Below are 22808 nucleotides of genomic sequence, written 5' to 3' on the forward strand. Positions count from 1 at the left end.
ATGATGTTTTTGAATATTTATAGAATTTTAATTTTAATTAGAATTTTTCTTAGCTGGCTTGTATCCTCAGGAATTAGTACTAGTATGTTTTTTAGATTCATATATAATTCAACAGAGCCATTTTTATCTCTTTTTAGAAAGATTAGATTTCTCAGACTTGGTATGTATGATTTTTCACCAATTGCGGCTTTAATTACTATTACAATAGTTGAGGAAATGTTATCTTATGGTGATTATAAGCTTTCTACATTTGTTATATTGTTTATTGTTGAGGTCTGGGGAATATTTAGAAGTATTTTTGTTACTGTTATTTTTTTCTTTATTTTAAGATTAATATTTTTGTTTTTACATCTATTTGATGGTAATGATTTTATTAGAAGCGTTGATTCATTTTTAATTCCTTTGTCTTTTAAGATAAAAAATATGGTTACAGATAAACATATGTCTTATGCTCTTAATTTAATTGTAGCAGGAGCATTATTAATGGCATTCATAATTATTTTTGAGCAAACTATACAGGCTATTCGTATGCTAAGTTTTTACTTGCCCTTTTAGGAATTTTGCATGTTTTTACATGAGTTTCAATATGATTTACAGGGTATAAGTGGTCTTGGTAAGAAGGGAATTGATAGGTTAAGTAATCTTCAAATTACAAATATTAAAGAACTCATAGAATATTTCCCCAAAAAATATGAGGATCGCCAAAATGTAAAAACTTTTCCAGACCCCTTGAAAGTTAAAAATTGTGAACTTATGACAATTTTTACTGTTTTAGAACATAAGAATTTTGGACATAATTTTAGGAAGAATTTAAAAATGATAGCTCGGAGTGAAAATGGTGAGATATTCGAGATTCTTCTTTTTAATAGAGGATTTTTAGAAGGGATTTTTAAGATAGGTCAAAAATTCTATATTTATTCTAAATTCAATTATAACGATTATACTCAGATGTGGAGTTGTTCTAATTTTGATAGTGAAGTTTTTAGTTATAATCCTGAAAGATTTAAAAAAATTGTTCCGGTTTATTCTCTTAGTGAGGGACTGACTTCTAAAAAGATATCATCTTATATCAAAGAAGCTCTTGTTTATTTTGTCAAGTTTGGGCAATCAGATATTCCTGAATTCTTGATCAATAAATATTCATTATTGCCGTTTTATGAGGCTTTAAATGAAATTCATTTTCCAAGTTCTTTTGAAATGCTTGATAGATCAAGAAAAACTTTAATTTATAGGGAGATTTTTTTGCTTCAGTTTTTTTCAAGGGGGAAAAACTCTAAAGTTTTTTTAAGGGGGGAGAGATCTCTATCAAGAAATTTGCTTGAGCAGATTATTTTAAAACTTCCATTTAAGCTTACAAGAGATCAAGAAGTTGCAATTGATGAAATAATTGACGATCTTAAAAGCAGTAAGCCAATGAATAGATTGTTGCAAGGTGATGTTGGAAGTGGAAAAACTCTTGTTGCTTTTTTGTCTAGCATTCCTTTAGTTGAGGCTGGATATCAAGTGGCATTAATGGTGCCTACTGATCTTTTGGCTCAGCAACATTATAGCAATTTGTCAAGAATATTAAAAGATTTTAATGTTTCTATAGCTCTTTTAACTGGTAGTTTAAAGAAGAGAGATAGGGAAGATGTTTTGAAAAAACTTCAGAGTGGGATTTATAGTTTAGTAGTTGGGACTCATGCTATTTTTGCTCAAGGAACAAAATTTAAAAAATTAGCTTATATCATTATTGATGAACAGCATAAATTTGGTGTTGAACAAAGAGAGGAGCTTAAAAATAAGGGAGAAGGAGTTGATGTTCTTTTAATGTCAGCGACTCCTATTCCCAGAAGCTTAGCTTTGACTCTTTTTGGTGATCTTCAGGTATCTTTAATTAAGAAAGGTCCTGCAGGTCGAATACCAGTTACTACTTATTTAGCGAAGCATGGAAATGAAGAAAAAGTGTATGAGTTTTTAAAAAATGAACTTGCAAAAGGGCATCAAGTTTATTTTGTTTATCCTCTAATATCATCTTCACAGAAATTTGATTTAAAAGATGCTACTAGTATGTGTTTAACGCTTAAGAATATTTTTGTTGAGTATTCGGTTGCTATGATTCATTCTAAGCTTGAATCTAATATCAAAGAAGAAATTATGCAGGATTTTTATTTGAGGAAAATAGATATTTTAGTTGCAACAAGTGTTATTGAAGTTGGTATTGATTGTCCAAATGCAACTTGCATGGTAGTTGAGCATGCTGAGCGTTTTGGACTTTCTGCTTTACATCAAATTAGGGGTCGTGTTGGTAGAGGTAGTTTAAAATCTTTTTTATTTTTGCTTTATAAGGAACCTTTAACAGAAGCGGGGAAATTTAGACTCAAGACTATAAAAGAAAATATAGATGGATTTAAAATAGCAGAGGAAGACCTTAAATTAAGAGGTCCTGGCAATTTATTTGGGCTTGAACAAAGTGGTTATTTAAAGCTTAAAATAGCTGATTTTATTGAGAATAGGGAAGTCATAAGTTTGATTAGAGAGGAACTTAATATGTTTTTTTTAAATAAGTCTTTTTATAATAAATCAGATATTGAATTACTTGATAATCTTTTGCTTTCATATTTAAGATCTGTTGGTAAAGATAATTAGTATTAATTACTATATTTTTGAATTAACTTTGAAAGTTCTTTTTTATGTTTATTCCAAAATTCAAGAAGTTTATACTGTAAATTGTTGAAATATTTTTTTTGAATCGTACATGCTTGTTTGCCAATGTACATGTAATGCCAAGGTTCTGATTTATAGCCAGTTTCTCTTTCATGATTCTTTGGATACGATAATGAGAATCCGTACTTTAATGAATTTTCATAAAGCCATTTGCCTGCTTTTGTATTTAGTAAATTATCATCTATTTTGATGAAATCTATAGTTGTTCCTAGTTGGTGTTGTGAGTGGTTAGGAATTGCTGATTGGATTTTTGCTATCTTTTTTCCGTAAGTTTTTACATTATATTCAAATAAAAATTTTTGATATTCTTTTGTTCTATATGCTGACATTATTTTGATTTGGAAACCATTTTCTTTGCCTGCCTCTACAAGATTTATTAAGTCATCTATTAATATTTTTCTTATCGTTAAGCTTTCTTTTCCAATGTTTTTTAATTCTTTAAAGTTTTTTAAATGGACCAAGTCAGTTGGATTGTATTCTTTAGGAATTGGGATTTTTTTATTTACAATTATTAAGAGATCATTTTTTTCTGCTTCAAGTAATGGTTTAATCTCTTTTATGAATTGGATGGGATTGTTTTTTATTTGTTTTTGATAAGGTTCGTATAAATCTTTTGTTGTTTTAAGTAAGATTGCTAGATCTTGTTTTGATATTGTATTTTTTGATTGAAAAGTTAAATTGTTAATTAATAGTGTTAGTGAAAAAATATTGAGTAATCCCATTCAAACTTAATTATATTATAATTTATTTTTATTATAGGAGTAGTTTTAAGTTTTTATAAATATTAATTTTAAGTTTTATTTGCAAAAGTGATAAACTAAATAGTATATGCTAAGAAAGTTTAGTTATAATTCGATATTAAGAGAGTTACTGGTTTTAGCCATTCCTATAGCTTGTGAATCTTTTTTGTTTCAACTGGTAACGTTTTTTGATAATTACATGATTGCTTATTTAGGTTCTGCTCAAGTAACAGGGGTTTCTCTTGCAAATAGGGTAACTTTTATTTTTTTTATTTTTATATTTGGACTTGGGACTACGTTTAGTGCTTATGCTTCTCAAGCATTTTCTAAGAAAAAATTTGCACATATTAAGCAAGCATTTGCTTATGCTTTAGTGATTGGAGCAACGATTGGAATTATTTTCTTTTGTGTGTCTTTTGTTTTCTCAAAGGAGATTGTTAATATCTTCATAGAAGAAAATGAGTCTTTAAATTTTGGTATGACTTATTTAAAAATTATTTCTTTTTCTTACCTTTTTATGACTTATTCTTTTTTGTCTGCAATGGGTTTTAAGAGTATCAAATATGTAAAAATACCTTTGATTATTACTATATTTGTTGTATTAATTAATATTATTTTCAATTACATCTTTATTTTTGAATTGAGTATGGGAATAAGTGGAGCAGCATATGCTACTTTAATTGCTAGAATTATTGAGTTTATCTTTTATTTTTTTTATAACCTTTTAAATGTAAAGTTTTATTACCATTTAAGAATAAGTGATTTTATTGTTTCAAAAAGTGTTAGAATAGTTTATTTAAGCGTACTGATGCCTGTTTTGTTACATGAGATTTGTTGGGTTTTAAGTATAACTGTTTTGCATGCTTTTTATGCACGACTTGGAGGTAGTGAATATGCATCTTTTGCTGTAGCATCTAATTTTTTTGATTTATGCTTTGTTGTGATGCATGGAATGGGACTTGCGACTGGTGTTATTATTGGACACCTTATGGTAAAGGATAAGAAGCATGTTAGATCATTGGGAATATTTTTATCTGTTATTGGAATTATTTTAGGATTTTTGGTAGCCTTTATTCTTTTTGTGACATCTAAATTTGCGCCTATTATTTTTAGTAATTTAGATTTTCCTGAACTTGTTGGCACCTTTATCTCTATTTTTGCAAGTGTTGTTGTTTTTAAGTGTTTTACATCTCAGGTACTTGTTGGTATTTTTAGGGCTAGCGGAATTCCTAATATTTGTTTTTATATTGAAGTAGGAGTAATTGTTTTTTATACATTACCAGTTGCCTATTTCTTAGTTTTTTTTACAAATTTTAGATTGCCATTAGTAGTTTTTATTGTAAATTTTGAAGAAATCCTTAAAAGTATACTTATTTTAATAGAGTTTTTTAAAGATGACTGGATAAGGGAAATTCATTATGAAGAACTGACTTAATTTATAGAAGTATTATTTAATGCTAATTAGGATATTGTATGAGCAATATGGATTCAAACTTTATATTGATTAATTTAATATTAATTTATATTTTTTACTTTACTTTTTATTAAGTCTTTCATAATGTTATTCAGCTTAGTGTTTTTATGCCTTATGTTATACTACTTAAGTAGATTAAAGTCTGTTAAAACAGAGTAGTTATTTTGTTATAATACTGTTGCTGTGTGTTTAGATAATATAAAAGGTAAAAATTTTTTGATTATGGGTTTGGGTCTTCATGGAGGAGGTGTGGCTGTTGCTAGGTTCTTGTTGAAACATGGCGGAAATTTGGTAATTACCGATTTAAAGAATGAGTCAGAATTAGTTTCAAGCATTAAATTTTTGGAACAATTTAGAAATAGGATTCGATATGTTTTAGGATATCATGATGAGGATGATTTTAAAAATGCAGATGTTGTTATTAAAAATCCTTCTGTAAGTGCTAATAACAAGTATTTAAAGCTTGCAAAAAGAATTGAAACTGATATTAGTTTATTTTTAATATTTAATCGAAATCCGGTGATTGCTGTTACAGGAACTAAGGGAAAGTCGACTCTTACATCTCTTTTGCATAGGGTTTTGGTTTCTAAGTATCCAAATTCTAAGCTTGGAGGTAATATCGGGATATCTCCTTTAAGTTTTTTAGATGAGCTTGACGGAATATCGCCTATTGTTTTAGAACTTTCTTCCTGGCAATTGCATGATCTTAAAAATTTATGTCCCATTATTAGCATTATAACTAATATTTATCATGATCATCAAAATTATTATTCAGATTTTAATAGCTATATAAAAGATAAGTCAAAAATTTTTATAGCCCAAGATTCAGGAATTTTGATCTTCCAAGATCAAGCCTATTATGATTATTTTTATAGATTTAAATCCCAATCCAAGGTTGTTTTATTTTCAGAAACTATGCCTTTAAACTTTGAAAATGACATTTTTTATTTTAGAGATGGAAAGATTTATTTAAATAAGGAAGTGATAAGTACTCTTAGTGAATCAAGAATTGTGCTTTTGATTTCTAAAATGATTGCTGTTTTTGTTGCAAGTTACTTGAGCTTGGATTTAGATGTTGTATCTAAGATTGTTGCTGGTTTTAATGGAATTGAGCATCGGTTGGAATTTGTAATAGAATGTGAAGGTGTTAAATATTATAATGATACGGCGTCAACAATTCCTGATTCTACAGTTTTGTCTATTAGAAGTTTAAAGGCTGATGGAAGTTTTATTAATCTTATTGTTGGTGGAACTGATAAGGAGCTTGATTTTTCAGTTTTTGGTGAGATTTTAAGCATGGTTAAAACTTGGATTTTGTTAAGAGGAAGTGCTACTTTAAAGATCATTAAGTTTTTAGAGGACAATAAAATTAAGTATTTTATTTTTTCTTCTTTAGAAGAATGTGTTTGTTATGCAAAAAAAATTTCTATTCAAAATGATATAGTTTTATTTTCCCCGGCTAGCGCTTCTTTTGAGCTTTTTAATAATGAATTTGATAGGGGACATCAATTTAAAAATTTGGTTAGTATTATGACTTAAAATCTTTTTTTTTAGGATTTTATAATGGAAGTATCTTAATATCTCAAGAATGCTATATATTTTATATAAAAATTTTTGGTACACAAAGTCATAGCATCCAATTCTGTGAATAATTTTGCCTCCAAATCCGGTTTTGAATTGAAACAGACCAAATAAAGGATGCTTTTCGTTAGCAGTTGGAGGGATTCCTAGGAGATCGTATTCTTGTATTGAAAGACTTTTAAGCATTTGTATTGCTTTAAATTGCACAGCGTAATTTGGCATTAAGTGTTTATTTTCTCTGCTTGAGGCACCGTAGAGGTATGTAGCTTTATCTTTATATATTCCAACAATTATTCCAGATATTAGTTTGCCATTATATAGTGCAATTATTAGTTTGATTTTAGAGTTCTCATCTTCTTTGAATGATTTTATTAGATCTCTTATGTAATCTTTTGAGTGAATAGCAAATTTATCTCTTTTAGCTGTTTCTTGATGAAGTTTGTAAAATTCATCAAAATATTTAAATTCATCATCTATAATTACTGTTATATTTTTTTTACTGCTGAGATTTACATTGTATCTTGTTTTCTTTTTCATCTTAGCTTTGATTTTATCTAATGAATCGTTTAAATTTAGTATTGTTGTATTTGGGGGCTGTATATCGTCAAATGATTTTTTGAGATTTTTAAATTTAATTTTTAGTGGGCTATAGTTTTCTTTTAGACTTCTTGAGGTATAAAACATTAAATCATATCGTACGAATATGGTATTTTTATGCAAATATTGTTTTATATTTTCACTAAATTTTTTGATTTGAGTATTAATCTTTTCAATATTAAGCTCTTCAATTTTTTGATTTGAAAATTCTGGATGAGCGATATAACTTAGGTAAAAGTTTCCAAAGATCTTTCTTTGCATCACAAGAATTTTATTGAAATGGTTACTACTTAATGCTATAGCCTTCCATGGACTTTTTTTGCTTGAAGTTTTTTTTACAATTGTCCATAGCCTACTTTGAAGGTAATTTTCATTTAAGCTTTCTATTTCTATTTTTTTAATATCCATTGATTTTTCTTAATTAGAGCTTAATATATTTTCCCATTTAGGATTTCTCTAGATAGTACTTTTTCTTTAGATTTTTCTAATATGAGGTTAATATCATTGATTTTAAGTTCTCCATTTTCTGCCATAATTTGAGTTTTAGAGAATTTATCTATGTTGATCTTTGATGGATGCTTTAATTCTTTATTAATATCACTTTCAAGTATTATTCGTTCTCCAGGAGTGGGATTATCTTTAAAATCTTCTACAATGATTACCTTAAAATTTTTGTCCTTATCTTCAGTTGCAATTAACATTCCCTCAGATCTTATTCCTCTAAATTTGGCAGGCTTTAGGTTATCAACTATTATTATGTGTTTTCCAAGTAATTCTTCTTCTTTGTAATAGTCTGCAAGATTGCTTACAATTTGTTTTCCATCAGGAGTCCCATCATCAAGTTTTAAAATGAAAAGCTTTTCTGCGTCTGGATTTCGTTCTATTGTTTTTACTTTTACAACTCTTAAGCATACTTGTTCGCTGAATAATTTTATTGGATTTTCTATTTGTTTGTCTTGCATATTTTTACCTCCTGAATATTTTAATTTTAAACTGTCAATTAATTGTTTTTCTATCTTTGAAAATAGTACTTCCGTGTTCTGAATTGTATTTAGACCTAGATTTATTCCTAAGAATTTGTTGGAAATTTCATAACTTTCTCCGAAAAACTTTCTTATTTTGTCACTTGTGTACGGTATAAAAGGTGAAATTAAGATTGATAGGTCCTTTATTAAATATATTAGGTTTAATAATAGTTCTTTTGTTTCTTTAGGTTCATTATCTTTTGTTTTCCATGGTTCTTTGTCTTGAAATATTTTATTACCTATTCTTGAAATATCAAGAATCTCTTTTAGAGCTGATTTTAGTTCTGTTTTTTTGAAAAAATTTAGAATTCTTTCATATTTGAAGTTAATTTTTTGCCAAAAGTCTTCTTTTATTTCTATTTTCTCTATTTTCTTTCCAAAAAATTTTTTATAAAATGTTAGTACTCGGTTAATAAGATTTGAAAAATTTCCAATAAGCTCACTGTTTATCCTTTCCATGAAGTCATTCCACGTGAATTGAAAGTCAGATTTTTCGGGCCTGTTATAATAGATGTAAAATCTCCAAGCATCAGCTGGTATGCCAGTTGTTATGACATCGTTACCAAATATTCCAGTTCCTGTAGATTTTGAGAATTTTAGATTTTCGTAATTTAAATATTCACTTGAAGCTAGATTACTTAGCATTGTCCAGTTTTCTTTACTTCCAAGCTCTATGCTAGGGAATATAACAGTGTGAAATAAAATATTATCTTTTCCAATGAATTGCACTAAATTTGTTTCTTCATTATTTTTCCACCATGATTTCCAATCTTTTAAAATTTCTTTTGTAATTGAGATATATCCAATTGGTGCATCAAACCATACATAAAATACTTTATTCTCATATCCCTTTTTTGGTACTGGTATTCCCCATTTTAAATCTCTTGTTATTGCTCTTTGTTTAAGTCCATCTCTTAAGAATGCATTTGTCATTTTAATAGCATTGGCATTCCAATTTTTATTCTGTGAGGTTGTTTGTATCCAATGCTCAAGTTCATTTTTTATCTTTGGTGTGTCAATGTAGAGATGTTTAGTTGTTTTTAAAATAGGTGTGTTTTTGCAAATTATGCACTTTGGATTTATTAAGTCGGTTGAAGCTAATAATTTAGAGCAGTTTTCACATTGATCTCCTTTTGCATTATGTCCGCAATTTGGGCATTCTCCTGTTACGTATCTATCTGCTAAAAAGATTAGATCTTGTTGGCAGAAAAATTGTTCGCTTTCTTTGTCTGTGATATAACCATTTTTTTCTAGCTTTAGGAATAAACCTTGTACAGTTTCTTTGTGGCATTTGTTAGTTGTGCGTCCAAAGATATCAAATTTAATGTTAAACCATTCATAAATTGATTTGTGTATTTCATGATATTTATTGCAAAGTTCTTCAGGAGTAGTTTTTTCAATTAAAGCCTTAGTTTCTGTTGCTGTGCCGTATTCATCTGTGCCGCAGACATAAAGCGTTTCTATTCCCATCATTCTTGAGTATCTTGCAAAAGCATCTGCTGAGAGAACTTGTACTAAGTTGCCAAGGTGAGGTATGTTGTTAACATATGGCAATGCAGCTGTAATTAGATTCTTTTTTTTCACTTAATTTATTTTTCCTTTTTTTGATGTATTATATTCGTATTTTAATACTAATGCTAGTTTATTTTGTGTATTTTGTTTATTAAATAATTTATTATTTTATTAATATATAAGTATAGCATAGAGATATTACATAGGAGATGTTATGGGGTCCTTTAATTTCAAAGATTATGTATTTGGTAGAGCAAAAAAAATTGTAGTGGAAAAGGGAGATAAGGCTAGTATAGTTTTTCCTGAAAGTGGGGATATTAGGATTTTGAAAGCTACTATTGATATTTTAAAGGAAAAACTTGCGGGACTTGTTGTGCTTATTGGGCGTGAAGATGAGATCTTGAAAAAATTAAAAGAACTTGTGGGATCTAGGGATGATATCTTAGCAATGGTAAAGGTTGTAGATTTGGATTCTTTTAAGGGTTTTGATAGATATATGGATGAATATTGTAGTTTGCGACAAAAGAGAAAATTGACTTTAAAGAGGGCTAAAGAAGAGCTTTTAGATGAAATTGTTTTTTCTATGATGATGGTTAGACTTGCTGAAGTTAAGACTTGTGTTTGTGGTGCTTTAACGCCTTCTGTTAAGGTTTTAAAAAGTGTTTTTACAATACTTCCTAAACTTAAAGAGACTAAATTTGTATCTTCTTTTATGATTATGGATACTGGAAGTGATCTTAGTCGGGTTGAAACTTGTTTTGGATATGAAGGAATTTTAATGTTTTCTGATTGTGCTGTGATAGTTAATCCTGATTCTTTACAGCTTGCAGAAATTGCAATACATAGTGCAAATTCATTTAGGAATATTTTTAGTGCACAGCCAAAGGTGGCTCTTTTAAGTTTTTCTACTAAGGGGTCTGCTCATTCCGTAGAAGTTGAAAAGGTGCGAGGTGCTTTAGAGATCGTTAAGAGTAAGTGTACAGACTTGCTTATTGATGGAGAACTGCAGCTTGATGCAGCTTTGATGAAAAGTATTGCTGAGAAAAAGTGTAATGATTCCTTAGTTGCAGGTGCTGCCAATATATTAATTTTTCCTAGTTTAGAATCTGGTAATATTGGTTATAAGCTTGTTGAGAGATTGGCTTTTGCTAAGGCCTATGGCCCTTTCTTGCAAGGATTGCAAAATCCTATTAGTGATCTCTCAAGAGGTTGTTCTGTGGATGATATCGTATTAACAAGTGCTTTGATGATCAGTAGTTAGTTTGTTTGAAATTATGATGAATTCTTTGACAGAGATCTCTTCAGGTCTTTTATCTAAAAATTTTTTTAAGAAATCGTTTTGAAGAATGCTTTTATCTTTGACAAAGTTAATGATTGTATTTTTAAGTTTTTTTCTGCGACTTGTAAATACTGTTCTAATTAATTTATTAAATGCTTTAAAGTCTTTAATGTCTCCTTTGCAGGGAATTAATTTGAGAGTTGTTGATTGTACTTTGGGTATTGGATAAAAATTTTTTTTATCTATATCCATTATTTTAATTACATTAAAGTGTGATTGGACTAGCACTGTGAATGATGAATAGTTTTTATTCCCCTTTTTTGCAAGCATTCTGTTTGCTAGTTCTTTTTGTACTGTAAATACCATGTGTTTTAGGATTTCATCTTCAATAAGCACTGATATTACTTTTGATGCGATATTATAAGGTAAATTTGAAAATATTTTGTTAATATTTTGTTCTTCTCGTTTATATGTCTTTAAAAAATTACCTTCGGTGAGCTTAAAATTTTTAAATTTTCCAAATTGTTCATTTAAAATTTCTGAGTATTTAGGATCAATTTCAAAAGCTGTTAGGAAATTTGTTTTTTTTAGTAAGATAGTTGTCATAGCTCCCAGACCTGGCCCTATTTCCCAAATTTTTTCATTTTTTTTTATTTCCAGTGAGTCTACTATTTTTTCTCTTATTTGCTCGTTAATGAGGTAATTCTGTCCCCATATTTTTCTTGGAGCTATATTTTTGCTTTTAAGGGCAAGCTTAATGCTGTTTATGCTGTTATAGTTTATGTTCATAGATAGTAAAATAATAGCATATTGCTATATTGGGTGCTTTAGACTTTTATTTCAGTATCTCTTTCTTGTTCTAATTTGTAGATTATGTAAAATATCGTTAAAATACTTAAGACTAAAAATATTCCTATGTTGTGATTTTGAATTACTGGAAATTTGCTAAAGAGAATAGCTGTGCCTTTTATTGTCTTGAATATATAGATGTTTATTAGATCAAAGAATAAAAACAGATGTGTGTTTATTGCATAGGCTCCTAAACTTAGTATTTTTATTATTAAAAATACTAGTATGAGAGGAGTAACTATTAGGTTTGATATTATTGAAATTGGTTGAAGATTAAGATTATTAGTGTAAAGAATGGGAGCTGTTGTAATCTGAATCAGAAAGATTGTAAAAATTGAAGAGATAAGTGCGTTTAAATTATATCTTTTCTTAATTTCAAGAGAGATTGATATTCCAAGTACTGCAAGATAAGACAATTTGAAGCCTACTGAGTTTAGTGTGTGTGGTAAGAAGATGGAATTTATTATAAAGCTAATTGATAATGTGCTAAGCAAATTAATTTTTCCGTATGTCAATTTGTAGATTATGAGTGTTTCTATCATTATGAATGCCCTTAGTGCAGATGGTGAAAAGCCAGTTAATATTAGATAATTGAATAGTATTGTGCTTAGAATGAAGTATTTTAGTTTTTCATTTTTGATTTTATAGAGTAAGTGATAAAATATGATATAAGTTAGGTAAAAATGCAAACCAGATACAACTAATATGTGTGATATGCCTGCTTTTTGAAATAAGTTATTTTCATATTTTGTTATTCCCAATTTATTATTTGTTAGAACTGCTTTGGAAAAGTGAGAATATTTGGTACTGGTTGTGTTTAAAAATCGATTTATTTTTTTATTGTATTTCGCTTTTAGCTTTACTAATAGTGGTCTTTTGATAAGTTGGATTTTATTATTTTGAATTTTGATGATATCTCCGATTTGATACTTGTCTTCAATATTTTTAAATGTAAGTTTGTATTTTTGACCAAATCCGTCTATTGATTCAATCCTAGTGTTTGAATATTTTTCAAGATATGTAATATTTGTTATTTGATAAAAATCATTCTTAAGTCTTTTGAAATTGAGGCTAATTTCAAATACGATTAGGAGACCTGTACTAATTATGAATGTGAGTGTCAGATGAGCATTTTTTTTGATTATGAATACTAATATTAAGATTAAATTTAAATAAATTGAATTTAATCTTAAATAATATCTTGTTAATAGGTTTAATGAACTTATGATAAACAATAAAATCATTAGTAGTCTCTTTTTAAGAAATATATTTTAATATATTAATTTATTTTTAAAATATATTAAGATTATATTAATTCATTTTTAAATTAGTTATTATAAAGTTTGACAATATGATATTTATATATCTATAATTTATTATGATATTATTAAACAATGGTAAATATCCTGTAAAATATGTTTTTTTAGAACTTTTCTTGGTTTATTTTATAGTTACTCGCTTGCTTTCTATTTATGGACTAAATGTTGATCTTTGGAACTTTAGTGAAAACCATTATTATTACTGGATATATAGCACCTTTTTAATTCTTTTCATTTTACATTTTTCTAGATTAACAAGTTCTTACAATTTTAGAGATGAATTTTTTATTCCTGAATTTAGGCCCATTTTTGTTTGGCAATCATTTTTAATTTTTATTGGGATTATGATTTGTATTTTTTTTCCATTAATTATTTTATATTTTTTTCTTTTTTATTTTCTTCCAGAATCATTTCAATTCTGGGTTAATGCATCTGGGCCTAGTTTTGTGTGGAGTATAAGTAATAAGCAAGCACTTTTTTTAATGGTTATTACTTCCCTTTTTACAGGAGGAGTTGAAGAATTATTTTTCAGAGCTTTTATTATTACCAAACTTAAACAGGCAGGAGTTGCTTCATTAATAGCATCTTTTATTAGTAGTGTTATTTTTGGTTATGGACATTTTTATTATGGATTTATTGGGTTTGTATTTGCATTCATTTTTGGGGGGATTTTGTCTTATATATACTTAATTTATAAGAATATATATTATTCAATTTTTTTTCATAGTTTTTATAATATTTTTGTTAGTTTTTTGCTCTTTTTATTAAATTAGTTAAGGAGGATTTTATGGTAGATACTATACCTAAGCGTTTTAATGAAGTTGTTAGACTTTATGGGGATCTTGATATTTTTATTTATAAAGAAAATGAATCTATAGATTTTAAGAAACAGACATATTCTAGTTTTTGGAATGAAGTTAGGAGTATTGGATCTGGGCTTTTACATTATGGAATTAAAAAAGGAGATAAAATAACTCTTATTTCTGATTCAAGAAGAGAGTGGTTAATTATTGATATAGCTGTTATGAGCTTGGGAGGTATTGATGTTCCAAAGGGTAATGATTCATCTGAAGATGAGTTAGCCTATATTATTAATCATTCTGAGTCTAGTTTTGTTTTTGTGGAAAATGATAAACAGCTTCAAAAAATTATTGCTAAGAAACATGATCTTAAATTTGTTAAATATGTTGTTGTGATTAATGATAACAGACTTTATGAGGATAAGTTAGAAAATATGAAAATAATATCTTATAAAAAATTATTGAGTGTGGGTGATGATTTTTTAAAAGATAATCCTAGCATGTTTGATTCTGAGCTTGAAAAGGTTTCTGATAAAGATATTGCAACTATAATATATACTTCAGGAACAACAGGATTGCCAAAAGGTGTTGTATTGCGTCATGAATCTTTTATTTTTCAACTAGATAGGATTTATGATTATTTGCCAATACTTTTACCAGGAAAGATAATGATTTCTGTTCTTCCTCTTTGGCATTCGTTTGAGAGAATTTGTGAATATATAGTTGCTCTTCATGGTATATCAGTTGCTTATTCAAAGCCTATTGGACCCATTTTACTTAAAGATTTTGCAATTTTAAACCCTCATTCGATTATTTCTGTTCCAAGGATTTGGGAGGGAATAAGGCTTGCTATTATTAAAAAGGTATCGGAGTCTTTTTTCAAGAGAGTTTTATTTAATTTTTTTTTAAAAACGGGAATTTTTTATGTAAAGCTTAAGGAGAGATTTTTGGGGCTTGTTCCTGTTTATAAGAAGCCAAATTTTTTGATTGCATTTTTTATGAAATTTATTTATCTTGCTGGATTGATTTTAATGTTTCCTTTTAAATTATTAGGATATGTTTTAGTCTTTAGAAAAATAAATAAGGCACTTGGAAAAAGGTTTGAATTTGGTATTTCTGGTGGGGGAGCTTTATTAGAGTATGTTGATTATTTTTTTAAGGCTGTAGGTATTTTGGTTCTTGAGGGTTATGGTCTTACAGAAACAGGTCCCGTTTTAAGCGTGAGACGTCTTAAGCATCCTGTTACAAAAACTGTTGGACCTTTATTTCCGGATATTGAATATAGGATAGTTGATAGTGATGGGAATGATTTATCCTATGGTGAGAAGGGCGAACTTTGGGTAAGATCTCCTCAGATTATGAGTGGTTATTTTAAAGATGAAGCGAAAACAGATGAAGTTTTAACAAAAGATGGGTGGCTTAAGACAGGTGATTTAGTTTATGCAACGATTAACGATGAAATTTCAGTTGTTGGAAGAAGTAAAGATACAATTGTTTTAAAAAGTGGAGAGAATATTGAGCCTGAGCCTATTGAGCGGGCTTTATCAAAGTCTTTGTTTATTGATAATGTTATGGTTATAGGTCAAGATCAGAAGTTTTTGGGAGCTATTATTGTACCTAATTTTGAACATCTTGGAAAGTGGGCCAAGACCAATGGAATACTATTTGCTTCTCATGATGATTTATTATCTAATAAATCTGTTAATAATCTTTATTCTAAATGTGTTTCAGATATAGTTAACTCTAAATCTGGATTTAAGAATTTTGAAAAAATCGTTGGATTTATTTTGTCAAAAGATGCTTTTGTTGTTGGTGAAGAGCTTACAAATACTCTTAAGCTTAAAAGGTATTACATATATAAGAAATATCATAATAAGATAATGACATTGTTTAATAAAGACAATGTTTAAATAAGGATGAAAGGATGACTTTGAACTATTGCGATATGCTCTTGAAAGATTCAAATTTACATCTTTTGCATGTAGGGAATGTTGAGTAAATTCATGCAGTTTTTTATTGTTTGTAGAGCGGCTTTTGATAAATCAATTCTTGCATTCGTGAGTTCAATGTTATTCCTGTCTATTATTTTTGTGTCTTGATAGTATGTGTTGAAGCTTTTTGCAAGTAAGTAAGAATAGTTGGCTATTACTGAAGGATTAAGGTCCTTTGAGGCTTTGATTATGTGTTCTTCAAGTTCAGAGATAATCTTAATTATTTCCCATTCTTTTTCATTTTCTAAGACATCAAAATTAATATTTTTAGAGGGCAAGTTTAATTCTTTGTATTTTTCAAGGATACTATTAATCCTTGCTCCTACATATTGAATGTAGGGACCTGAGTTTCCAATAAATGATAAACTTTCTTCTTTATTAAATAATACATCTTTATGTATTGCTATTTTTAATAGATAGTAATGAATAGCTCCTAATGATATGTTTAATGCGGTATTTTGATAGTTTTGCTTATCTAAATACTTTTTCTTTTTTATCTCTGACATAGTTAATTCAATTAGATCATGAATTAGATTATCAGCATCAATTATCTTGCCTTCTCTTGATTTCATTTTGCCTTCAGGTAAATTTACCATGCCATATGACAAATGCATGAGATTGCTTTCTTTTGTAATACCTAATTTATCTGCAATTAGAAACAAATTTTTAAAATGGTGAATTTGTTCATTTCCAACTACATAAATCATCTCATCGAAATTAAATTCATTTTTTCTAACTACTATATTTCCTAAATCTTGGGTTAAATAAATAGATGTTCCGTTGGCTCTTAATAGTACTTTCTGTTTGAATTTTTGTTCGGTTATTTCATTTTTTTCTGTAGGTATATCTATACATATTGCTCCATCTTTTCTTTTATAGCATAAACCGTTCTCTAATCCTTTAAGTACAATTTTTCGTCCAATCTTAAATATTTCACTTTCAAGATAAGTTTTATCGAATGTAATATTTGTAAGTGTATAAGTTTCATTGATTCCTTCAATTGCCCATTTATTTAGTTTTTGCCAAAGTTGGATGGTGTTTTCATCTTTTGCTTCCCATTTACATAGTAATTGTTGTATTTCTTCTTCTGCTACTATTTTATTATCTTTGGCATATTCATTGTATTTTACATAGAAATCACCGATTAAATGATCTCCTTTTTTAAGGGAAAGTTCAGGAGTTGTGTTATTGCCAAATTTTTTGTAAGCTAGCATGGACTTGCAGATATGTGTACCTCTATCGTTTATCATATTTATTTTTGTTACCTGTCCACCAGCAGCTTTTAGTATTCTTGATAAGCTTTCTCCAATAATGTTATTTCTAAGGTGTCCTATATGCAATGGTTTGTTTGTATTTGGTGATGAGAATTCTATTATTATTTTTTTGTTTTGGAGTGCATTGCTTATTCCATATTTTTCTTGCTGTTCATTAACTTTTTTGATTGTATTTTTGATATATTCTGTTCTGTTAAATTTTATATTTAAATAAGGTCCCATTGACTTGGTTTCATATTTATTTCCAAGCTGTTTGATTATCTCTTCAGTAATCACAGATATATTAAGTCCTAAGATTTTACTAAATTCGAATGTTAATATTGATAAATCTCCCAGTTCACTTTTTGGAGGTTTTTGCATTATTATATTTATTTTTTCTAATTGAATTTTTTGTTTAAGTGCAAGATCCTTTATTGTTTTGCTAATTTTATCTTCTAAATCTTTTTTTATTTCACTAATCATTCTTTTTTCCTTTTATGCTTATTAATATATTAATCAATAGGAATATTAAAGATGCTACTAGAAAAACATTTGAACTATAAGCTGGGGTTTTTATTATATCGCTATCTTTAATTATTAATAGTTTAAGATTAAAAAATTGTAATCCACCAGTATTAAGTATTTCTCTAAAGAGTGAAATTGTTGTGCTTAGTGATATGAATGTTATTATTGGTAATTTGGAGTATTGAAAGATGTTTGATTGATCTTGTAAGTTCTTAAAAGGTTCGTTTTTATGAAATGATACTATTATAACTATTAAAATAGGAATTGAGAATCGTAGATTTTCATAAAGGATAGGCGTTACATAATACATAAATAGGTAAGTTAAGCTAACAAATATTCCTATTATGAACAAGTAAATTATTAATATTTGATTTTTTAATTTTATTTGTTTAGTGATTATTGCTGGAAGTAAAATGCACAATGAAATCCAAATTGATATTATAGCTCCTTCTAAAAAATTTTTTGTATAAGCAAAAATTGGAAAGAGCATTAAGGATGTTTTTAAATACTTATCTGTGACATAAAATGTTGTATTCTGCATAAGATTTACCTTGAGTTATTTTGTTTTAAACTGATTGGTATTTGTGTTAATCTCTGTAATGTGATTTGAGTTTGTTGTTCCAAAAGCTTTTATGCTTTCAACTGTTTCGATTAGTTTTTTGATTTCTTCTTTTAGTCCCTTCATTGAATTTGAAACTGTGATGTTAATTTCTTCTAGGAAAGAAACTGTATTTATTATTTTTTTGTTACCTCTAAATATTTCATTTGAACCTATTTTTACTTCATATGTTATTTCTCTCATTGTGTTTAAAGCCTTTAAAATTTCTTGGCTTCCAATTGATTGTTCTTGCATGGTGTGATTTATTTCTTCTATGATTTGAACTACAAGGTTGATTGAGTTAAATATTTGATTGAAAGCTTTGTTTGTTAATTCTGATGTTTTTACTGTTTGATTTATTGAGTCCATTATTTCATTTATTGCTGTTGCAACTGATTCTGACTGTGAAGTAGCTTGTTCTGCAAGATCCTTAATTTCTTCTGCAACGATTGCAAAACCCTTTCCAGCTTCACCAGCATGAGATGCCTCAATAGCAGCGTTCATTGAGAGTAAATTGGTTTGACTAGCAATGGATGATATTAATGCATTAGCTTCTTGCAGTCTTGTTGAATTTTTATAAATTTCTTTAATTTGCATGATAATTTCTTTTTGTTTTTTTCTACCATCATCAGAAAATATTTTAAGCTCTTCTGTGCTTTTTGCAGCTTTTTGTGTTATCTCTGTTACTGATTGTATGCTTCCGATCATTTCTTCAATGGCGGAGGATGATTCTTCAACGCTTGAGGCTTGAGTTTCAATTGAATTGTCAAGTGATGCAATATTTTTAGATAAATTTTCTATTGTATTTGTTGTATTTGAAATAAACTCAACTTGCTTTTCTATTTCTTCTTGTGTCTTTTCTATATATTTATTTGAGTTTGTTATTGTATTATAAGCTTTGTTTATTTCATTAAAGAGTATATCTCCATTGTCTTTTAATAGTTTTACTCTGCCTTGTAGTGAATTTATTACATTCTTTAGGTTTTCAATGAACTGTCCAAAGTAATTTATTGTATCGCTTATTGAGTCTTTTCCTTGTGATTCAATCTTTATGGTTAGGTCTCCTTCTTTTACTTTTGGAATAACCTCATTAAGCTTTTCTATTTTTGATATGATTAATTTTTTAATTGTGAGTATCATGATGAATATAAATGTTATTATGAGTAGTATTATTATTGATATTGACATTAATTTAATATTATTGAACTCATTTGCAAATATATTGTTGTAATTCATTTGTATTGCTAAATACCAAGATGAAGATATAAGTCTTGTTATAGAAATTATATTATTATTGTAGCTAATATTGTAATTACTCTTTTTGTCATTTATTGCAGTGAGTAATGGGACTGTTATTTTTGTGTTGTTTTGCAATAGGTCATTTATTGATAATTTTATGGGTTTAAGTGTTTCTTCATTTTGTTCTCCAAAGATGTCTCCTTGATTATTAATTGCATATATTTTGAAGTAATGGGAACTTTTATATTGGAACCCCTTTTCTAGTAAAGATCTTTCTAGGAGCATAAATATATTTTGTCTTAATTGTCTTATGTGTTCTAATATGTCTATATATAGGATGATATATCCATCGCTATTTATAATAAGATCTTTTTTCAAGCTTGTATTTTTATTGTGTGCATTATTGAAATCGTTTTGTTCTTGTTGAGGTATCTTGTAAAACATTTGTATATATGCTTTATTATTTATTTTTGTTAAATCTTGACTTAATGTGAATGTATTATAGTGATTTGCATGATTACTTGCTTTAGCTTTTTTTAAATCTATGTAAGTATTTAATCTTCTATCATTGCTTGAGTATAATATTTTTCCGTTTTTGTTTATGTATTCTATTATTTTTATGTAGGATGGGAAAGAACTTAACTGATCAGTAGAGATTGTGTTTTTTAAATTTTCTTTTTTTTGTGTTTTAAGATTCTGATTATGATTTTTAACAAAATCATCAATAGCGATTAACATGTTTCTTGTATCTCTAGAGAAGCTTTTTGTCATTATATTATTGACGAATTTTGTAAAGCTTTGAAGTTCTTTTGTTATTATTTTCCTGTATCCGTTATTTAATAGTAGGAAAATACTCATAGCAATAATTATTGTATAGACTACAATAACAATATTAAACTTGTAAAAAAGACTAGAACTAGAATGATTTCTTTTCACTTGAAGCCTCACAAAACTTTTTATAAAATATTACAACTAACTAGTATTATATATGTTTTATTATATAATTATATACGTATATTAGAATAATAAAATGCATATTTTTATTAAATATTTATGTAGTAATTTAATTTAGCTTGAAACTTTGTTTTTATGGATTTGATTTTGGAGAAGTTTTTTTATGGATGAGGATTTGGTAAATGTTAAATTAAAAAATATGAGATTTTTTTTATATCTTGTACTTTTTATTTTTATTTGCTTTAGTATATTATTTTTAGGTCAAGCTTATTTAAACTATAAAGACGGATATTTGGAGCGTATTGAATCTGATTTTAAATTATTTTCAAATAATGTGGCTTTGCAGATTAGAAGTAAGTATAATAATGCTGTTGGTGTTTTAAGAGAGTTCGTTAAGAATAGTGAAGCTTTAAATAGTTTACGTAAGATTTCAGATAATTTTATTTCAAGTGTTGACTTGCGATTCATGCATGATTTGAATGCAAATATTGATTTGTTTTTAAATTCTGAGGGATTTAATGAGGTAATAAAAATTTTTCAGCATTTACCCTTTGCAGGAAATTCTTTAGAAGGGGTTTTCTACATTCCTGTTGGGCAAAATGTTTTGATTTCAAATAAAGACTTTTCTTTCTTAGGTATAAATAACATTCTTGAAGATCCGATTTACTATGTTCCTAAAAGTAAGCATGTTGTGTATTATTCAAATTATAAGAGAATAGCAAATAAGCTCTATTCTGTTGTTAGTATGCCTGTTATGAATACTAATTCTTCAGTAAGGGGTGTGATTTGTTTTTTAGTTTATTTTGACGATTTGTTTATTAATATTGCAAATCAGTTTAATTCTTATTTTAAATCTCACAATTCAAATTATGAATTTTTTTTGATTGATAGAGAGTTTAAGCCTTTATTTTTAAGTCTTAATGATTTAAATACTAATAATTTTGCTACAAACTATACAAATAGTGTTTTAAGCAGTGTTATAAGTCATATTAAGAAAAATTCCAATATTTCTAAGTATGTTTTAGAGCATAAAAAAAAGTATTATGTTTTAAGTAGTTTCCAGATTGATCAAAACGGATTTCAAGGTATTCTTTTGAATATGGAGTATCTTCCTCTTAGATTTCAATCTAATGCAATTTTTTTCTTGGGATTTATATTTTTTTCTTGTTTAGTTATATTTTATCTTTGCAATAAGCTCATTTTTCCCTTTATTGAAGATTTTAGAATGCTTATTAAGTATAAAAAGGCAAAAGAGGATATTCTGAGTTTTGAACCTATTTTAGAAGTTAAGTATAAATCTTTTATTTTTTCTTATATTGGTGCTGAATTTGATAATTTTTTTACAAAATCCACTCAGACTATCAATAGTATGAGTGGCTATGTACAAGATTTGAAGAAGTGTTTAAGTGAGATAAGTATGTCTGAAGAGGTTATGGATAAGATTCATAATAGTCTTGTTACTTATGATAATATAGGTGATGCTTGTTCTAAGTTTGAGAAATCAATTATGAATATTTTAAAAGACTTTGAGTCTATATCTGGACCAATTAGTGAGCATAATAAAAATATATTAGATATTTCTACGAAGTTTGAAGAAAATGCTATTGCTTTTTATGGAATAGATAAAAATTTAGAGATTTTTGATAAAGTTGTTACATCAAATTCTACAAGTATTAATAGTGTAAAGAGTAAGGTTTTTGAATTGAGTTCTATTTTTGAAAGTGTTAACAAAAATTTTTCTGAGCTTTTATCTCAAACTAATAATCTTCAAAGTGCAAATAAGCTTTTGGTGTTAATATCGGCTCAGACTAATATGCTTGCAATGAATGCAGCCATTGAGGCAGCCAAAGCTGGAGATGCCGGTAAAAGTTTTGCTGTTGTTGCAGAGGAAATTAGAAAGCTTGCTATTAATTCTGGAAAGTATTCTACAACTATTAAGGATGAACTTAAGATGGTTAATAATATCATTTCAGTTATAAGCTCCGAGATTGATTCTATTTATAAGGATTTTATGGATGTTCAGGATAATATTGATAATAACTCTTCTCAACATGAGAAGATTAATATTACTCTTGCTAAGCATGTAAGAGAAATTGAAGAGTTTAAAAATAAGTATTTATCTCACGATATTAAGATTAAAGATGCTAAGAATATGTGTAAGGAGATATTTAATAGTTATTTTGTTATTAAGAGAAAGTTTAATAATTTAAATAATTATTTAGGTGAGTTTGAGTTTTCTAGAATGAGTTTAGAGGCTTTAGAACCTTTGCGTGAGCATATGGTGTTTGTTAATGAATATAGAGAAAAAATTGCTAATATGAAAAATATTGTTGGAAATATTGATAATGGATTTTGGGATGTATAAC

15 protein-coding genes and 1 pseudogene are annotated in these 22808 nt (G+C 27.6%); 8 read left to right on the top strand and 8 right to left on the bottom strand.

Annotated features, from left to right (window positions below; translation table 11 throughout):
* Complete coding sequence (locus K5Q05_RS02840) at positions 1–555, top strand: YggT family protein (protein WP_172799054.1); 555 nt, start codon at positions 1–3, stop codon at positions 553–555.
* 9 nt (positions 556–564) lie between these two features.
* Positions 565–2628, top strand: coding sequence for an ATP-dependent DNA helicase RecG (gene recG / locus K5Q05_RS02845; RefSeq protein ID WP_025443612.1), 2064 nt, complete (start codon positions 565–567; stop codon positions 2626–2628).
* A gap of 2 nt (positions 2629–2630) precedes the next feature.
* Here the strand turns inward: recG and K5Q05_RS02850 are convergent, their stop codons facing one another.
* Positions 2631–3428: a M15 family metallopeptidase gene (locus K5Q05_RS02850; RefSeq protein ID WP_025443611.1), complete on the bottom strand. Its 798-nt coding sequence runs from the start codon at positions 3426–3428 to the stop codon at positions 2631–2633.
* Between the two features lie 106 nt (positions 3429–3534).
* On the opposite strand from K5Q05_RS02850, the gene K5Q05_RS02855 reads away from it, so the two are divergent.
* A complete protein-coding gene (locus K5Q05_RS02855) occupies positions 3535–4881 on the top strand; it encodes an MATE family efflux transporter (RefSeq protein ID WP_099497074.1) in 1347 nt (448 codons plus the stop codon).
* A 222-nt stretch (positions 4882–5103) separates the two neighbouring features.
* Complete coding sequence (gene murD / locus K5Q05_RS02860) at positions 5104–6459, top strand: UDP-N-acetylmuramoyl-L-alanine--D-glutamate ligase (RefSeq protein WP_025443610.1); 1356 nt, start codon at positions 5104–5106, stop codon at positions 6457–6459.
* Here the strand turns inward: murD and K5Q05_RS02865 are convergent.
* Positions 6460–7506 (bottom strand): annotated as a pseudogene (locus K5Q05_RS02865) (lipid II:glycine glycyltransferase FemX); the annotation flags it as partial.
* Between the two features lie 20 nt (positions 7507–7526).
* Positions 7527–9707: a methionine--tRNA ligase gene (gene metG / locus K5Q05_RS02870; RefSeq protein ID WP_025443608.1), complete on the bottom strand. Its 2181-nt coding sequence runs from the start codon at positions 9705–9707 to the stop codon at positions 7527–7529.
* A gap of 142 nt (positions 9708–9849) precedes the next feature.
* Between metG and pta the strand changes: the two genes are divergently transcribed.
* Positions 9850–10896, top strand: coding sequence for a phosphate acetyltransferase (gene pta / locus K5Q05_RS02875; RefSeq protein ID WP_025443607.1), 1047 nt, complete (start codon positions 9850–9852; stop codon positions 10894–10896).
* Here the strand turns inward: pta and rsmA are convergent.
* On the bottom strand, positions 10867–11703 hold the full coding sequence (rsmA, locus tag K5Q05_RS02880) for a 16S rRNA (adenine(1518)-N(6)/adenine(1519)-N(6))-dimethyltransferase RsmA (protein ID WP_044003340.1): 837 nt from the start codon (positions 11701–11703) through the stop codon (positions 10867–10869). The two genes, pta and rsmA, sit on opposite strands and share 30 nt — an antisense overlap.
* Positions 11704–11741: 38 nt before the next feature.
* A complete protein-coding gene (locus K5Q05_RS02885; RefSeq protein WP_025443605.1) occupies positions 11742–13007 on the bottom strand; it encodes a ComEC/Rec2 family competence protein in 1266 nt (421 codons plus the stop codon).
* Positions 13008–13141: 134 nt separating this feature from the next.
* Here K5Q05_RS02885 and K5Q05_RS02890 point away from each other — a divergent pair, with 134 nt between their 5' ends.
* Together K5Q05_RS02890 and K5Q05_RS02895 are read left to right on the top strand one after the other, a co-directional pair.
* Complete coding sequence (locus K5Q05_RS02890) at positions 13142–13855, top strand: CPBP family intramembrane glutamic endopeptidase (RefSeq protein WP_025443604.1); 714 nt, start codon at positions 13142–13144, stop codon at positions 13853–13855.
* Positions 13856–13869: 14 nt separating this feature from the next.
* A complete protein-coding gene (locus tag K5Q05_RS02895) occupies positions 13870–15792 on the top strand; it encodes an AMP-dependent synthetase/ligase (RefSeq protein ID WP_025443603.1) in 1923 nt (640 codons plus the stop codon).
* Positions 15793–15848: 56 nt separating this feature from the next.
* Here the strand turns inward: K5Q05_RS02895 and argS are convergent, their stop codons facing one another.
* The 3 genes from argS to K5Q05_RS02910 are packed head-to-tail and all read right to left on the bottom strand — an operon-like array spanning position 15849 to position 20424.
* The gene (gene argS / locus K5Q05_RS02900; RefSeq protein WP_025443602.1) at positions 15849–17609 is read right to left on the bottom strand and encodes an arginine--tRNA ligase; all 1761 of its coding nucleotides are present in this window, start codon (positions 17607–17609) and stop codon (positions 15849–15851) included.
* The gene (locus tag K5Q05_RS02905) at positions 17602–18192 is read right to left on the bottom strand and encodes a hypothetical protein (RefSeq protein ID WP_025443601.1); all 591 of its coding nucleotides are present in this window, start codon (positions 18190–18192) and stop codon (positions 17602–17604) included. Before K5Q05_RS02905 ends, argS begins: the two co-directional genes overlap by 8 nt.
* Positions 18193–18207: 15 nt before the next feature.
* Positions 18208–20424: a methyl-accepting chemotaxis protein gene (locus K5Q05_RS02910; protein ID WP_025443600.1), complete on the bottom strand. Its 2217-nt coding sequence runs from the start codon at positions 20422–20424 to the stop codon at positions 18208–18210.
* Positions 20425–20605: 181 nt separating this feature from the next.
* Between K5Q05_RS02910 and K5Q05_RS02915 the strand changes: the two genes are divergently transcribed.
* The gene (locus K5Q05_RS02915; RefSeq protein WP_221019292.1) at positions 20606–22807 is read left to right on the top strand and encodes a methyl-accepting chemotaxis protein; all 2202 of its coding nucleotides are present in this window, start codon (positions 20606–20608) and stop codon (positions 22805–22807) included.
* Position 22808: the final 1 nt, after the last annotated feature.

This window comes from Borrelia miyamotoi, from assembly GCF_019668505.1.
In the GTDB taxonomy this organism is placed as follows: Bacteria; Spirochaetota; Spirochaetia; order Borreliales; family Borreliaceae; genus Borrelia; species Borrelia miyamotoi.

What these genes read in the sequence shown, in the direction of transcription:
- K5Q05_RS02850 (WP_025443611.1), bottom strand. Translation starts at nt 3,428, where the DNA reads ATGGGATTACTCAATATTTTTTCACTAACACTATTAATTAACAATTTA.
- K5Q05_RS02855 (WP_099497074.1), top strand. Translation starts at nt 3,535, where the DNA reads ATGCTAAGAAAGTTTAGTTATAATTCGATATTAAGAGAGTTACTGGTT.
- recG (WP_025443612.1), top strand. Translation starts at nt 565, where the DNA reads ATGTTTTTACATGAGTTTCAATATGATTTACAGGGTATAAGTGGTCTT.
- K5Q05_RS02885 (WP_025443605.1), bottom strand. Translation starts at nt 13,007, where the DNA reads ATGATTTTATTGTTTATCATAAGTTCATTAAACCTATTAACAAGATAT.
- K5Q05_RS02890 (WP_025443604.1), top strand. Translation starts at nt 13,142, where the DNA reads ATGATATTATTAAACAATGGTAAATATCCTGTAAAATATGTTTTTTTA.
- pta (WP_025443607.1), top strand. Translation starts at nt 9,850, where the DNA reads ATGGGGTCCTTTAATTTCAAAGATTATGTATTTGGTAGAGCAAAAAAA.
- argS (WP_025443602.1), bottom strand. Translation starts at nt 17,609, where the DNA reads ATGATTAGTGAAATAAAAAAAGATTTAGAAGATAAAATTAGCAAAACA.
- K5Q05_RS02915 (WP_221019292.1), top strand. Translation starts at nt 20,606, where the DNA reads ATGGATGAGGATTTGGTAAATGTTAAATTAAAAAATATGAGATTTTTT.
- rsmA (WP_044003340.1), bottom strand. Translation starts at nt 11,703, where the DNA reads ATGAACATAAACTATAACAGCATAAACAGCATTAAGCTTGCCCTTAAA.
- K5Q05_RS02895 (WP_025443603.1), top strand. Translation starts at nt 13,870, where the DNA reads ATGGTAGATACTATACCTAAGCGTTTTAATGAAGTTGTTAGACTTTAT.
- K5Q05_RS02905 (WP_025443601.1), bottom strand. Translation starts at nt 18,192, where the DNA reads ATGCAGAATACAACATTTTATGTCACAGATAAGTATTTAAAAACATCC.
- K5Q05_RS02840 (WP_172799054.1), top strand. Translation starts at nt 1, where the DNA reads ATGATGTTTTTGAATATTTATAGAATTTTAATTTTAATTAGAATTTTT.